Annotated in this window: 10 protein-coding genes; 3 read left to right on the top strand and 7 right to left on the bottom strand. The window is 58.2% G+C overall.

The features are described from left to right. Nucleotides 1-45 precede the first annotated feature (45 nt). Nucleotides 46-819, top strand: a complete 774-nt coding sequence (locus HDF15_RS19635) for an ABC transporter ATP-binding protein (protein WP_184258633.1) — start codon at nt 46-48, stop codon at nt 817-819. Continuing rightward, entirely contained in the window at nt 812-2,461 is a 1,650-nt protein-coding gene (locus HDF15_RS19630) for a hypothetical protein (RefSeq protein WP_184258631.1), read from the top strand. Before HDF15_RS19635 ends, HDF15_RS19630 begins: the two co-directional genes overlap by 8 nt. 49 nt (nt 2,462-2,510) lie before the next feature. Here the strand turns inward: HDF15_RS19630 and HDF15_RS19625 are convergent, their stop codons facing one another. The 6 genes from HDF15_RS19625 to HDF15_RS19600 all read right to left on the bottom strand — a co-directional run bounded on the left by HDF15_RS19625 (nt 2,511) and on the right by HDF15_RS19600 (nt 11,397). After that, nucleotides 2,511-3,638, bottom strand: a complete 1,128-nt coding sequence (locus tag HDF15_RS19625) for a TIGR03435 family protein (protein ID WP_184258629.1) — start codon at nt 3,636-3,638, stop codon at nt 2,511-2,513. Between the two features lie 210 nt (nt 3,639-3,848). Continuing rightward, a complete protein-coding gene (locus HDF15_RS19620) occupies nt 3,849-4,580 on the bottom strand; it encodes an FMN-binding negative transcriptional regulator (RefSeq protein ID WP_260331195.1) in 732 nt (243 codons plus the stop codon). Nucleotides 4,581-4,641: 61 nt separating this feature from the next. Beyond that, nucleotides 4,642-5,703: a dihydrodipicolinate synthase family protein gene (locus tag HDF15_RS19615; RefSeq protein WP_184258627.1), complete on the bottom strand. Its 1,062-nt coding sequence runs from the start codon at nt 5,701-5,703 to the stop codon at nt 4,642-4,644. Nucleotides 5,704-5,711: 8 nt separating this feature from the next. Continuing rightward, entirely contained in the window at nt 5,712-8,996 is a 3,285-nt protein-coding gene (carB, locus tag HDF15_RS19610; RefSeq protein ID WP_184258626.1) for a carbamoyl-phosphate synthase large subunit, read from the bottom strand. Between the two features lie 570 nt (nt 8,997-9,566). Then, nucleotides 9,567-10,700 carry a glutamine-hydrolyzing carbamoyl-phosphate synthase small subunit gene (carA, locus tag HDF15_RS19605; protein ID WP_184258624.1) on the bottom strand — a complete coding sequence of 378 codons (1,134 nt, stop codon included), beginning with the start codon at nt 10,698-10,700 and terminating at the stop codon, nt 9,567-9,569. A gap of 385 nt (nt 10,701-11,085) precedes the next feature. Further along, nucleotides 11,086-11,397 (bottom strand): Rieske (2Fe-2S) protein, encoded by a 312-nt coding sequence (locus tag HDF15_RS19600; RefSeq protein WP_184258622.1) that lies wholly within the window; start codon nt 11,395-11,397, stop codon nt 11,086-11,088. A gap of 76 nt (nt 11,398-11,473) precedes the next feature. Between HDF15_RS19600 and HDF15_RS19595 the strand changes: the two genes are divergently transcribed. Next, nucleotides 11,474-12,391: an alpha/beta hydrolase gene (locus tag HDF15_RS19595; protein ID WP_184258619.1), complete on the top strand. Its 918-nt coding sequence runs from the start codon at nt 11,474-11,476 to the stop codon at nt 12,389-12,391. Between the two features lie 383 nt (nt 12,392-12,774). Here HDF15_RS19595 and HDF15_RS19590 read toward each other — a convergent pair whose 3' ends face one another. After that, nucleotides 12,775-14,094: a DUF1501 domain-containing protein gene (locus HDF15_RS19590; protein WP_260331194.1), complete on the bottom strand. Its 1,320-nt coding sequence runs from the start codon at nt 14,092-14,094 to the stop codon at nt 12,775-12,777. Nucleotides 14,095-14,131 lie beyond the last annotated feature (37 nt).

Here is a 14,131-nt window from a genome sequence, read left to right as displayed (position 1 = left end):
GTAGTATGCTATCACGATGTAGTACACTACATAGGGGTGGCGGTCATGCTGGAACTCAAAAATGTGTCGAAGAGCTATCGCAGTATTCCTGCCGTGGAAGATGTGAGCTTCGTCCTGAGAGAGGGTGAAGTTCTCGGATACCTGGGACCCAATGGATCAGGCAAATCCACAACCGTAAAGATGGTAATCGGGATGATCCAGCCGACGAAGGGGAGGGTTCTCTTCGCCGGAAAGAATATCCACGACGATCTGGCGTCGTATCGAGCACAGCTCGGGTATGTTCCTGAGGAAGCACAGGTGTACACCCATCTTTCAGGGCTGGAGTACCTGCAGTTGATCGGACGATTGCGCGGGATGCAGGAGAATCTGATCGAGCGCAAGGCGCGGGAGCTGCTGCAACTTCTGTCTCTGGAAGCAGCGCAATACTCAGCGCTGTCGGACTATTCGAAGGGAATGAAGCAGCGAGTGCTGATTGCAGCGGCACTGTTGCATGACCCGAAGCTGATTGTCTTTGACGAGCCGCTATCGGGACTGGACGCGGTTTCGGCACGGCTGTTCAAGGACTTGTTAGTGCTACTGGCACGCGAGGGCAAGGCCATCCTTTATATCTCGCATGTACTGGAAGTGGTGGAGCGAGTATGTGATCGCGTCATCGTGCTGTCAAAGGGCAACGTAGTTGCCGATGCTGCGCCTCGCGATCTGACCCGGTTGCTGGAGTTGCCGACGCTGGAGAGCGTGTTTGCGCAACTGGTGCAGCAGACGGACACCGGGCAAGTAGCGCAAGAGATGGTGAACACCATGAAGGTGAGCCATGGATAAGAGATACGGTGTGTCCCGTGTGCTGATCGAACATTTCTTCCGGCGCTTCTTCGACAATGACACCCTCCAGGTAGATGGAGATACGCAAACCACCGTGGTGCGTGCCCTTGCGATTGTGGCTATCCCGGGGCTGATGTTTGCATTCTTTCTGCAGAACCAATATCCGCGGCCCCTATGGGGTGCGATTGGGGACCAGTACTTCTTCGTGATGTTTTCGTTTGTGGTGATGGGAGCGGTGTCGATCTTTGAGTGGGAGATGCTGTTTCCCGACCGGCTGGACTTTCTGGTCCTTTCACCCCTGTCTCTGAAGCCGATGCAGATGTTAGCGGCGAAGGCGGCTGCGTTGATTGCTTTTTTGACGCTGTTTCTGATCGGCGGCAACCTCTTTGGAGCGGTGATGTTGCCCGGGATAAGCAAAGGTGATTTCTTCCGGCACCTGTACGCGCATAGCGCTGCGGTGTTGCTGGCAGGAGTCTTTGCAGCGTTGCTGTTTCTGGCGCTGGGCGGGGTGCTGCTTTGCGTGCTGGATGCCGCACGGTTTCGCGTGGCTTCGCCGATCATGCAGATGCTGTCCGTAATGGCGTTGGTGCTGCTGATACTGCACTATGCGCGCTATGGCGATTCCATGCAGATACTGCTATCGGAGCCGCTGAGGATAGCTCGGTGGCTGCCGCCGCTTTGGTTCCTCGGCTTGTACGAGCAACTGCTTCACGGAGACGCCGCACCGGCGTTCGCGCACGAGATGACACGGTATGCGCTTCGCGGAACATTGACAGTGGCGTTGGTGGTCCTGCTGACCTATCCACTGGCATGGGCTCGGATGCGTAGGATGGCCGTAGAGGGAGGTTCAGGCAGACGGAGGTCTCCATCGCGTTGGTGGACTCGTCTGGTGCATGGGGTGATTCGGCGGCCGGGAGAACGTGCGGCGTTTCACTTTATCGGGCAGACGATGGCGCGAAACAATCGTTACCAGGTCTACCTGGCGATGTACGGTGGAACAGGTCTCGCACTGGCTGTAGCCTCCGCAGTGAGGTTTCCTGCGAATGGCGGGACGATTCAGCCAGCCCTCTCCGATGAGGGTCTGCATGCCATCATGCCTCTTTTGTTGTTCTGGGTGATTGCCGGCCTGCGCACGGCTTTTGCGTTTCCTCTGAATCTGCCGGCAAGGTGGGTCTTTCGGATTACGGGTGTGGCTATCAGCGAGTGCACAGCCGCAGGACGCAAGTGGGTGTTTTTGTACGCTACCGGTGTGATGTGCTGCATCGTAGCTGCCTTGCGTGTAGCGGGTTGGGATCTGCCGCATCTGCTGGTGCAGATCGTGTGCGGTCTATGCCTTTGTCTCCTGCTGACAGATGGGTTCTTCTTCTTTCAGCAGAGCGTTCCGTTCAACCAGCCGAGGATGCCAGGAAGAACTAGTTTTCCATTGATGCTTACGCTCTATATCGGAGTGTTTCCACCGTTCATCTTCGGCATGATTCACCTGGAAATACTGCTGGAAAAGAACCTGCCAAAGCTTCTGCTACTCGGACTCACGACGATAGTGATTCACGCAACACTGAATGTGCTGCGCACCGGATCCGAGGAAGTCGAGGAAGAGATGGAGGGATACGAGGGGGAGTTTCAAGTGCTGGGTCTTAGCTGAGAGATAGCCTGTATCTCCCTACGGAGATACAGGCGAGGCTAAGGGCGCGTCAGTTCGCGGAAGGCTTTTCGATGTGATCGACCACCATCACGTCAACCTTCGCCTTCGTCACATCCATCTTCAAACCCACCTGTTCCTGCAATGCGGTAAAGAGGCTAGGCAAGGCATTCGGATCATCAGGATTCGGCAGAGGGATATGCGCGCCGAACGACGCAAACTGAGATTGGTCAGGCGTCCAGTTCAGGTTGAAGTCATACCGCTCGGTCAATCCAGTCTGATCCACCACCGGCTTGTCCATTACCGCCTCCTGCATGCCGTGGGAGAAGTCTTTCATGGTGGCATTGGTCACTCTTAGTTTGCCCAGACCGCCGAAGATGAAATCTCCCGGCGAGTTTGGCCGATCGGAAGTCAGAGTGAGCTTCGGCCCGCCCTTGGCCACGGTTAAAACATAGGCCGTCATCTCCCGCTGCTCGGTATGGAACTTCAGTCCAAACCGCGCCACCAGGGCATCCTGTATCAGCAATCGCATCTGCTGAATATTCGGCTGGCCTTCTACGTCCGGCACGCCGTCGACGTCGTACTTTTCGTCCATCCATGAGGGCGCGTTCAAGATCTCTTTTGTCTGCAGAGAATAACCGAAAGTAATGAGATCGTTGACCGTGGTATTGATCGTTAAGATCTGCCGCCCACGAATCGTAAATAACTTCCCGGGCTTGTTTGGGTCGCTCGGCTTCACGGTCACCACATCAAACTTTGGCTTTGCGTCCGTCGGCATAGACTTCGGTGGCTCGGGAATGGCCCATGTATTTTCCGCAGTGACGTGGGTGAAGTTGAGCACATGCGCCGTACCGTTTTGCGTCGAGTTACCCTCGATCGAGGTTCCATCGGGATTAAGCGTTCCGGCGTAAGTCAGATCCAGAAGCTTGACGGTGAAACCAAAGTTCAGCTTGTCCACCGTTACGGAGGTGACATTGATAGGGGTGCCACCCTGGTCGATGCTGTACATCACACCCTTCCATCCAGCAGTGTCCGCCTTGGATATCTTCAGGAGGATCCGCAGACCTTTACCCGCCTGCAGAGTGCCCTGCCAGTTTCCTGAGATATCTTGCGCCTGTGCCTGAAGCACCCCAATTGCGAACAGCAGAACCGCGACAAGTCGAAGCGCAATCACTTTCATGCTGGAATCCCTCTTTTGAATCGTGGTCTGTACTTGCACAAGTTACACTGCGCTTCAGCAAGATGGCAAAAGAAAACCGTTTCAACTCGTAGCTCGCAACCTCGCAGCTCGTAGCTGAACGCAAACCAGCCCCACCACAAAATTCCGGATGTCCTTATCGGCACTTCACCAGCAAGACTGACTGCAAAACACAGTACACCCGCGGTAAAGCTAAATCTTTTCGACAAGCGCCTTCATCGCCAGGCTCTCAGGAGTGTTGAGCGCATCGAGACCTTCAACCACGGCGCTGCGGTCGCGCTCATTGCGGTTCTGGCTCACCTTCCACTTGCCCTCAAGCCGCCGGATTGGTAGTTCAAATCCTACGATTCCATTCAGCAAGGTCTGAATAAACGCCTCAGGAGCATCGCTGACCTTCCATGGAACGGGCGATGCTGCCTCATGAATATCGGTTAACCCCTCCAGGTGCTTCAACAGCCAATCGGCTTCATGAATCACCCTCAGCGGCCCGTAGGCATGAACAACGGCGTAGTTCCAGGTAGGCACTTCCTTACCATGCTCGTGCTTGCCCGGATACCAGGAAGCCGAGATGTAGTGTTGCGGCCCTGCAAAGATAGCTAGTGCATCGACGTCCGGCGTCAGGTCGCGCCACTGCGTGTTGGCGCGTGAGATATGCCCTTTCAATACACCAAACTCCGAACCATCTGCCTCAAGCACCATCGGAATGTGCGAAGCAAAAAGACCGGAGGAACTCATCGTTACCAGGGACGCGAGCGGATGAGCCTGAATCAACGCCTGGATAACCGGAACCCGTTTCTCTTCATTCACCTTCGGAATGTACACGGCCCCTCCCACGCGCAGCACGAGAACCGTTTCAACTCGTAGCTCGCAACCTCGCAGCTCGTAGCTGAACGCAAACCAGCCCACCACAGAACTCCGGGTCATCTCCACCGCTACAACAAGGTCGAGTAGCTCCAGCCTACGCCAACCTATCGGTGAACTCGCCCTAGTTCCGCAGCTCGCGCAACGCCACTTCCACCAACTCACGCTGCTCAATATTCAACGGCAGACGCGGCAACCGGGGCGATCCGCCAAAATAACCATTCAGATCGCAGCCATACTTGATCCCCGCAACGCCAAGCTGCCGCATCACCTCATCCGCCATGCGAAGCCGCTTCGCCTTCTCGGCGGACAACGTGGGATCGCCATCCTTGAAGGCCGCAAAGACCTCATGGCAAGCCTGCGGAGAACATGCAGCCAGCCGCGGCAACGCTCCCGGAACACCTGCCTCCAGCAGAGGCAACAGTTCACTGGCATCTCCGGCAGCCATCACCTGGAATCCAACGGTCTTCGTGCGTGTCTTGATCGTCGCCTTCGGCGTGGCAACGGCCAGAGCTGAGCCACCGCCCAGAGATTCGGCTGAGACAAACGTCGCAGGCCCTTCACCGCTCTCAGGCACAACCATCCGGCGTGTCACCGGGGCAAAAGTCGTTGTCACGGTGACATCCCGGCGCACTGAAGCCGTGGCCGTGGCAATCAAACCATAGCGTTCAACGGAGAGGTCCGCGTCATACAGCCCAATAATGTTGGTATGCTCTGCCAACTCAGCGACCAACGTAATCGGCAGTTGCCGGGACGGCGCCGTCGCATGGCTCCAGAGCAGCACCGGAAGCGGCGAAGCATCCGCAACCGCGCGGAAGAAAAGTGCCAATTCAGCGTCAGGCAGCAAGGTGTGCGGAGCGGCGAGCAGCACCGAATCGAAGCTCGCACGTTCCGCGCTCTCCGCCATCGCCACCGCACGGCGCACACTGTCCTTCGCAATCCCCGCGATCAACACCTTCTCGCGCGACGCCGATTGGCCGACAGCCTGCAGCACCTCATCCGTCTCAGCATCAGAGAGCGTACTAGCCTCGCTGCCCGGTCCAAGCACTACCAGACCAGCAGCAGGTGTCAGCGAGTAGCGGCCAACGTTGTGCTCCAGCTTGCGCAGATAGCTGTTGCCATCGCGATAGAACGGCACCGTCAGAGGGATATGAATTCCGTCGATCAACATAGCTTCACCAGACATTCCGCAACCTACGCCAGAACCGCTTCACTCTTGCGTGCTGCATGCAATGCCTGCAACGACTCAACACGATACTCGCCCTTTTGCAGCGCTTCGATTCCATCCGCCGCAGCCCGTGCAGCAGCCAGCGTCGTAATGGTCGGCACACGGCCGGTCACCGCAGCACGGCGAACCGCCTGCTCATCGAAGACGCTCTCCTGTCCGCGCGGTGTATTCACCACAAGCTGAATGCGATCGCTCTTGAGGAGATCGACGGCGTTCGGTCGACCTTCATTCACGTTGTACACGCGCTCGACCTGCAGGCCCGAAGCCTCAAGCACCTCGGCGGTGCCATGCGTCGCTACCAGATGGAAGCCCATCTCGACGAAGCGACGCGCCAGGCTCGCAACGGACTCCTTGTCGTGCTCGTTCACACTGAAGAAGACCGTGCCCTCACGCGGAAGATGCAGACCAGCCGCGGTCTGGGCCTTCGCAAAGGCTTCACCGAAGGTTGCAGCGACGCCCATGACCTCACCGGTGGAGCGCATCTCCGGCCCAAGCACCGGATCGACGCCCTGGAACTTGCCCCACGGGAACACCGGCGACTTCACGAAGAAGTGATTGCCCGTGCCGAGATCGCGTCCGCTCGCAAGCTGCTCTGGGAGCAGCTCACGCAGTGTGCGGCCTGTCATCAGGCGCGAAGCTACCTTCGCAAGCTGAATGCCCGTCGCCTTTGAGACATACGGCACCGTGCGCGAGGCGCGCGGGTTTACTTCGATCACAAAGACTTTGCCACGCTGAATCGCAAACTGCAGATTCACGAGACCGATCACATTCAACGCCAGCGCAAGCTGCCGCGTGTAGCTGCGAATGGTCTCGAGCACCTCCGTCGAGAGATCGACCGCCGGCAATACGCATGAGGAGTCACCCGAATGCACGCCAGCCTCTTCGATGTGCTGCATGATCCCGGCGATGATCACATCCTTGCCGTCACACAGAGCATCGACATCGACTTCCTGCGCATCTTCGAGGAAGTGGTCGATCAGAACCGGCCGCTCCTGCGAGTACTCGATCGCCGTCGACATATAGCGGACGACCGCTTCGTCGTCATACGCAATCACCATCGCGCGTCCGCCCAGCACGTACGAAGGCCGCACCAGCACTGGGTACTCCACGCGCCGCGCACCGGCAAGCGCCTCTTCCACGCTGGTCGCCATCGCGCCTTCAGGCTGCGGAATACCAAGCTCCGTAATCAGCTTGCCGAAGCGCTTGCGGTCCTCGGCAAGATCGATCGACTCAGGCGACGTGCCGATGATGGGCACACCGGCGGCCTTCAGCGGCAGCGACAGGTTCAGCGGCGTCTGTCCACCGAACTGCACGATCATACCGATCTCCGCGCCCGCCGAAGCCTCGTGCTCATACACCGCGAGCACATCTTCAAACGTCAGCGGCTCAAAGTACAAACGGTCGCTGGTATCGTAGTCGGTCGAAACCGTCTCCGGATTGCAGTTGACCATGATGGTCTCGTAGCCGTCTTCACGCAGCGCGAAGGCCGCATGGCAGCAGCAGTAATCGAACTCAATACCCTGCCCGATACGATTCGGCCCGGAGCCGAGAATGATGACCTTCTTCTTCGCCGTGGGTGCAGCCTCATCCTCTTCGTCAAAGCAGGAGTAGAGATAAGGCGTAAGGCTTTCGAACTCCGCCGCGCAGGTATCGACGAGCTTGTACACCGGACGCACACCGAGCTTCTCGCGCAGCGAACGCACCTGCGCCGTTGCGTCTTTGCCGTTGAGCCCAAACGCCGCAGCCAGTCTCTCATCCGACAAGCCCATGCGCTTGGCCGAGTGCAGCTCATGCGCATCCAGCGCAATGCCCTTCTCCGCAACCGTCTTCAGCTCTTCCGCAATGGTCTTCATCTGGTGCAGGAACCAGGGGTCCATGCCAGTAAAGTGTGCAACCTCACGCACACTCATGCCCTGATCGAAGGCATAACGCAGATACGCCAGACGCTCAGGATGTGGCGTTACGAGACGCTGCCGCAGTCTGCGCGGATCGATCGTGTCTCCACTGCCCTTCTTGCCCGTCTCGAGCGAGCGCACAGCCTTCATCAGCGCTTCTTTGAAAGTGCGGCCAATGGCCATCACTTCGCCGACGGACTTCATCTGCGGCCCGAGAATCTCATCGGCGCCGGGGAACTTCTCGAACTGCCACTTCGGAATCTTCACGACGACGTAGTCGATCGTCGGCTCGAAGCATGCAGGTGTGGCCTTTGTGATGTCGTTCTGCAACTCGTCGAGCGTGTAGCCGACGGCCAGGCGCGCGGCGATCTTGGCGATGGGGAATCCCGTCGCCTTCGACGCCAGCGCCGACGAACGCGAGACGCGTGGATTCATCTCGATGACCGTCATGCGGCCGTTCTGCGGGTTCACCGCGAACTGCACGTTGCTTCCGCCGGTCTCGACACCAATCTCGCGGATAACAGCAATCGCCGCATCGCGCATTACCTGGTATTCGCGGTCGGTCAGTGTCTGCGCGGGAGCAACCGTGATCGAGTCGCCGGTGTGCACGCCCATCGGATCGAAGTTCTCAATCGAGCAGATGATGATGACGTTGTCGTTGAGGTCGCGCACCACCTCGAGCTCATACTCTTTCCAGCCCAGCACCGACTCTTCGAGCAGGCACTCATGCACCGGGGAAAGGTCGAGACCGCGCGACAGAATCTCCATCAGCTCTTCGCGGTTGTAGGCGATGCCGCCACCCGATCCGCCCAGCGTAAAGCTGGGGCGAATGACCACCGGAAAGCCCAGCTTCGCGGCGTACTCAATCCCATCGCGAAGGTTATTGATGAGCATCGACTTCGGCATGTCGAGACCGATCTTGTTCATCGCATCTTTGAAGAGCAGACGATCTTCGGCCTTCTTGATGGCCTCGAGCTTCGCGCCGATAAGCTCGACACCATACTTCTCGAGCACGCCCGCATCAGCGAGATCGACCGCAAGGTTGAGCGCAGTCTGTCCGCCAACGGTCGGCAGCACAGCGAACACGCCTTCCTTGCCCGCCATCATCTCGACTTCGACGCGCAGGATCTCTTCAACATACTTAAGAGTCAACGGTTCAATGTAGGTGCGGTCGGCAAGTTCGGGATCGGTCATGATGGAGGCCGGGTTCGAATTCACCAGCACCACCTCATAGCCCTCAGCCTTGAGAGCCTTGCAGGCCTGCGTGCCGGAGTAATCGAACTCAGCGGACTGGCCAATGACGATCGGCCCGGAGCCGATGACTAGAATCTTCGCGATGTCGTTTCTACGTGGCATTTATCTCATCAATTCCGCAAGAATATAGTGCTGCTTTGAAGGGACGGAGCTTCAACTCCGCCACCGATCTGCTTTGACTGCTTTGAAAAAACACCCGCTGCTGCGCTTTGAGCCGCTGTGCTTTGCCCTACTGCGCTTTGAAAGGGCGCGGCTTTAGCCGCGCCGCCTACCGCACCAACGACCTGGGGCTTTAGCCCCTGAGGGAATGCATCCAGCTCAAATCGGCGATTGGCGGAACAGTACGCATGATCCTCCGCACGCTCCAAGGTCTCCTGCGGAGTCATCAAAAAATGAAAATGATCGGGCATTACGACAAAACCATGGATAAGAAACCGTTCCGGCCTATATCCATAAAACGTCTCAATCAACAACTCGGCCCATCGAGCATGTCTGAAAAATGGTTTTCTCTGAGCTGTGTTCGAGGTAACGAAGTAGGTTTGCCCATTGTTTGTCGCAACCTCTCGCTTTGGCCTCATACACTCCCTCAGGGGCTAAAGCCCCATCTTCCCTACACTGTACGGCGCGGCTAAAGCCGCGCCCTTTCAAAGCCCGAAGTGCTCCCTTTCGACCCTACTTCTTCCACTCTTCCATCATCTTACGGAAGTCCCGGAACAAATAGTGCGAATCATGCGGCCCGGGGCTTGCCTCGGGGTGGTACTGCACGCTGAACATCGGGTCGGTCTTGTGCTTCAGACCGGCAAGCGTGTCGTCGTTCAGGTTGATGTGCGTCACCGCCACGTCATCGGGCAGCGACTTCGGATCGACGTTGAAGTTGTGGTTCTGCGCCGTAATCTCGACCTTGCCGGTTTCGAGGTTCTTGATCGGATGGTTCCCGCCATGATGCCCGAACTTCAGCTTGTAGGTCTTGCCGCCCAGCGCCAGGCCGAACAACTGGTGCCCCAGGCAGATGCCAAACAGAGGCTTCTTGCCCTGCAGGTCGCGGATGTTCTGCTGCGCGTACTCCAGTGGCTCAGGGTCTCCAGGGCCGTTGGAGAAGAAGATGCCATCCGGCTCCAGCGCCAGCACCTCGGCTGCGGAGGTCTTTGCCGGCACCACCGTCACGCGGCAGTTCTCGCGCGAGAGCATCCGCAGAATGTTCTGCTTGATGCCGAAGTCATAAGCGACCACGTGCATCTGCCCCACCGCTCCCGAGTCCGAGGGCAACAGGAAATCGCCCGTCTCATTGCGCGGTTCTGTCGAGTCCCAGGTGTAGGAGCTCTTCGTCGAAACGACGCTGGCCAGGTCGGTGCCGTCCATCTTCTTATGGGCACGAGCCTTGGCGACGAGCGCGTCCGTATCCTCGACGGCCGTTGAGATCACTCCACGCATGACACCATTGGCGCGCAGATGGCGCACCACGGCTCGCGTGTCGATCTCTGCGATCACCGGAACGCCATTGCGCTCCAGATACTCGTCGGCGACCTCGGTGGAACGCCAGTTCGAGCTCACCGGAGAGAACTCGCGCACGACCAATCCCTCGATATAGGGGCGAGAAGCCTCTGCATCTGAAGGAGAAGTGCCATAGTTCCCAATGTGAGGATTCGTCAAAATAACGATCTGGCCTGCATAGGAAGGATCGGTGAAGATCTCCTGGTAACCGGTCAGTGATGTGTTGAAGACTACCTCGCCAACGCGTTCAACCTGCGAACCGAAGGCCTTACCGCGAAAGAGGCGCCCGTCTTCAAGGGCGAGAATTGCTTGCATTGCCTCTCCCCGGAGAGTGGATTTAAACGATTTTATCAGTCTCCGGGGTGCATAAACGAAAAGGCCCGGCTTTTGACCGGGCCTTCACAGTTAGAGACGCGAAACTACGCCCAGTGGCAAACACGGTGATGGTGGCTATAGTGGCAAACACGGTGACGATGATGCTGCGCTTCAGCGGCGCTGAAAGAACCAGCAAAAAGGGCGAGAGCGAAGAGAGAGAGCAATGTACGCTTCATCTAAAAAATTCTCCAATCAGGGCGATCGATGTGAATTCGTCGCTGCCCATCATCCTATGAGAAGCAAAGCTGAGTAAAAGAGTTTTCTGAATTAAAAATCTATTGGGGACCAGACTAGAGTCGCGGCACGTCAGAATCGCCCAAATTCACTAGCCCAAATTCACCAGGAGATCATCGTTCTCAATTTTTACAGGCATGACGTCCACCCGGGCCCTCTCTGGCGGCTCCGCAATCCCGGTAACAGTATTGAAAGCCCACGAGTGCCAGGGACACACCACCGCCTCGCCCTCAATCCAGCCCGCCCCCAGCGGCCCGCGACGATGCGGACACCAGTTATCCAGCGCCGCCAGACGGCCATTAACGTTGGCCAGGCAGATCGCCACTCCCTCCGCCTCGACCTCCATGACACTTCCCGGCTCAGGAATCTCCTTCACTCCGCACAACCGAACCCAGTGGGACACACGTCTCTCCTTCGGCTACTTCAGCCTTCACTCATTTTCTTTTACCCATGAGATGCTGGACAAGATCAGGAGAACCATGCCGAACCGTCCGCCCAAGCCGCAGGCCCGACCGAATTTCACCAACAGCGCTCCCCCTGAAGTCGTCGATCCGCGATGGATACTGCAGGCACTTGGCGTAGTGATCGCCTTCGCCGTAGTCTGCGCCTATCTCACCGTATGCGGTCTCTTTTCCTATGGCCAGTGGCAACTCGTGCTCCAGCCCTCACGAACCATCAAACAAACCCCAAAGGACCTCAACCTCGCCTTCACGGAAGTCCACTTCGGCGTGGACGCCAGCGGCCAGCCCCAGCTCGACGGCTGGTGGATTCCCGGCGACGTGCCCTCCTACCCGACTGTGATCATGCTCCACAGCGGCCAGGGCTCCATGAGCGATGCCCTGACGGATGCTCGCACTCTCCACGATGCCCAGCTCAACGTCCTCCTCTTCGACTACCGCGGCTTTGGCCGGAGCGGCGGCAAACACCCTACGGAAGTCTTGATGGAGGGCGACGCTGAATCGGCACTCAGCTATGTGACAGGCCTGCGCGGCATCCCCGGCAACTCCGTCATCGCCTATGGCAGCGGCGCTGGAGCCTCACTGGCAGCCAAGCTCTGCACAGACCACAAAGAGCTTGCCGCCCTGATTCTCCAAAACCCCGACGGCGACTTCGAAGCGCGCGTCCGGCAAGACTCCCGTTCGAGGATGGTACCCATCAGCCTGCTCTTCCGCGAGCGCTTCCCCCTGGCCGATCGTCTGCGCAGCCTCGCTACCCCCAAACTATTAATCTCCTCCACAACCGGCCCGATCCCAGCCAACCTAGCGAATGCCGCCAACCCAAAGCTGACCGTCGAGCTCGCCCCCGGCCAGAACCAGGCAGCCCTTCACGATTCTCTCCGGCGTTTTCTGGACACCTACGTACCCCAGATGTCCTCGACTCTTCCAGTCAAACCCTAAGAGCCCTGACACAAAGGGCGCAAAGAGAGCCAAGTTTCGCCACAGCAGCCGTAGCGAAACTTGGCTCTTTTCTCTGCGTCCTTTGCGTCAAAGGTTTTGCGGCCGCTTGTTCTGCCTTAAAGGCGTGAAGGCCGCCGATGTTCTGGCGACCTTACAGAGGGGTGGGGAGGGTTGTGCGGATAGGGGATGCCGGTGACCGTGGGGACTGCTGGGCCGGCTGCTGCATTGTGTTTCGTGTTACATCCAATAAGACGTAAGTTTTGGGAAAAAGTTTTCCACTTTCCATATATTTTCTCAAAGTACCTCAAGAAAAGTAAAAGAGCAGACCGAAGACATCCGGCCTGCTCTTCTTTTTACAACTTAATCCCTTTATTACAAGGAGCTTACGCAAAGTTAAGAAATGCTGCGGGGTTGACCTTTGCCCCGGGGAAGACCGCTTCCATATTCCGCGATCCCAGGGTTTTGTAGGCAGCCTCACCCAGAACATTCCGAAAATCAGTTGTCACAGCGAGATCGCGGCCTTCATTAAGCTGTTCATTGGAGAGCCCCGGCCACCTGCCGTAGACCTTGCCGCCCTTCACCGTGCCGCCCAGAACGAACATCACGTTCGCGTGGCCATGGTCGGTTCCGCCGGTGCCGTTCTGCCGGGCCGTACGGCCAAACTCGGACATCGTAACCAGCGTGACGTTCTCGGAGTCGGCCCCCATGTCCTTCCAGAAGGCCGCAATGGTCTCGGAGAACTCCTTCAGCCGGTTGGAGAGCTGACCGGTCGCCCCACCCTGGTTCTGGTGCGTGTCCCAGCCACCGATGTCGGAGAACGCCGCTTCCACCCCGAGGTTCGCCTTGAGCAACTGGGCGACCTGCTTCAGGCTGTTGCCGAACGCCGTATTGGGATAGGTAACTCCCGCCGCCGGCTGATAGTGTGCCGGATCGGCCGACTTGAGCATCTTGACGGCCTCGAACGTCTCCTCACCCGTGCCGTGCAGCACAGCATCCGAGCTCTCGTCGTACATGGCCTGAAAGGCGTTCGAGATCGGCGAGGTCTGCGGCCCACGGCCGGCCACCGAAAAATCCGCCAGATTGGCGACTGCAATGGCCGGAATCTTGCCCTGCAGAGTACGCGGAACCTGGGTTCCCAACGCGACGGCGCGGAAGGCCGAAGGCTTGCCCGCCAGCTTCTCGTCCTGGAGCGCGCGGTTCAGCCAGCCATCCTGCGTCACCTTGACGCCCGGAGTGCCCGACTCCATATAGTCCTGCGCATCGAAGTGCGACCGCGTGGTGTCCGGCGATCCCGCAGCGTGGACGATCGCCAGGTGCCCCTGATCGTAGAGCGGCTTGAACGCCGCCATCGAAGGATGCAGGCCGAAGAACCCGTTGAGGTCGATCACCTCGTTCTGCTTGATCGCGATCGTGGGACGCATTGCGTAGTAGTTCTTCTCCGCATGGGGCACCACAACATTCAGGCCGTCACAGGCGCCGCGCTGGAAGATCACAACCAGCTTCTTCTTATTAGCGGCAGCCGTGGTCATCTCCGCATAGATCGACCGCGTAAGAAAGCTCGGAATGACCGAGGTACCCACCAGAGCCAGGGCTCCTCCGCGCATGAATCCACGCCGCGTGACGGTGTTGCGCCGCGGAAGATCGCGCCCGTGCATATCGCAGCCCCAATCGCTCGAATCGGTATAGATCGTCCTGGTCGACATGATTGAACTCCTTGATTCCTGGAAGCGCCGTCCCTGA

Origin of the sequence: Granulicella mallensis, from assembly GCF_014203225.1 — a bacterium.
In the GTDB taxonomy this organism is placed as follows: Bacteria; Acidobacteriota; Terriglobia; order Terriglobales; family Acidobacteriaceae; genus Granulicella; species Granulicella mallensis_A.
This window is presented reverse-complemented; position numbering and strand designations above follow the sequence as displayed.

Excerpts from the sequence above, each read along its gene's own strand:
- HDF15_RS19615 (WP_184258627.1), bottom strand. The coding sequence starts at position 5,703 with ATGTCTGGTGAAGCTATGTTGATCGACGGAATTCATATCCCTCTGACG.
- HDF15_RS19590 (WP_260331194.1), bottom strand. The coding sequence starts at position 14,094 with ATGTCGACCAGGACGATCTATACCGATTCGAGCGATTGGGGCTGCGAT.
- HDF15_RS19620 (WP_260331195.1), bottom strand. The coding sequence starts at position 4,580 with ATGACCCGGAGTTCTGTGGTGGGCTGGTTTGCGTTCAGCTACGAGCTG.
- carB (WP_184258626.1), bottom strand. The coding sequence starts at position 8,996 with ATGCCACGTAGAAACGACATCGCGAAGATTCTAGTCATCGGCTCCGGG.
- HDF15_RS19630 (WP_184258631.1), top strand. The coding sequence starts at position 812 with ATGGATAAGAGATACGGTGTGTCCCGTGTGCTGATCGAACATTTCTTC.
- HDF15_RS19635 (WP_184258633.1), top strand. The coding sequence starts at position 46 with ATGCTGGAACTCAAAAATGTGTCGAAGAGCTATCGCAGTATTCCTGCC.
- HDF15_RS19625 (WP_184258629.1), bottom strand. The coding sequence starts at position 3,638 with ATGAAAGTGATTGCGCTTCGACTTGTCGCGGTTCTGCTGTTCGCAATT.
- HDF15_RS19595 (WP_184258619.1), top strand. The coding sequence starts at position 11,474 with ATGCCGAACCGTCCGCCCAAGCCGCAGGCCCGACCGAATTTCACCAAC.
- carA (WP_184258624.1), bottom strand. The coding sequence starts at position 10,700 with ATGCAAGCAATTCTCGCCCTTGAAGACGGGCGCCTCTTTCGCGGTAAG.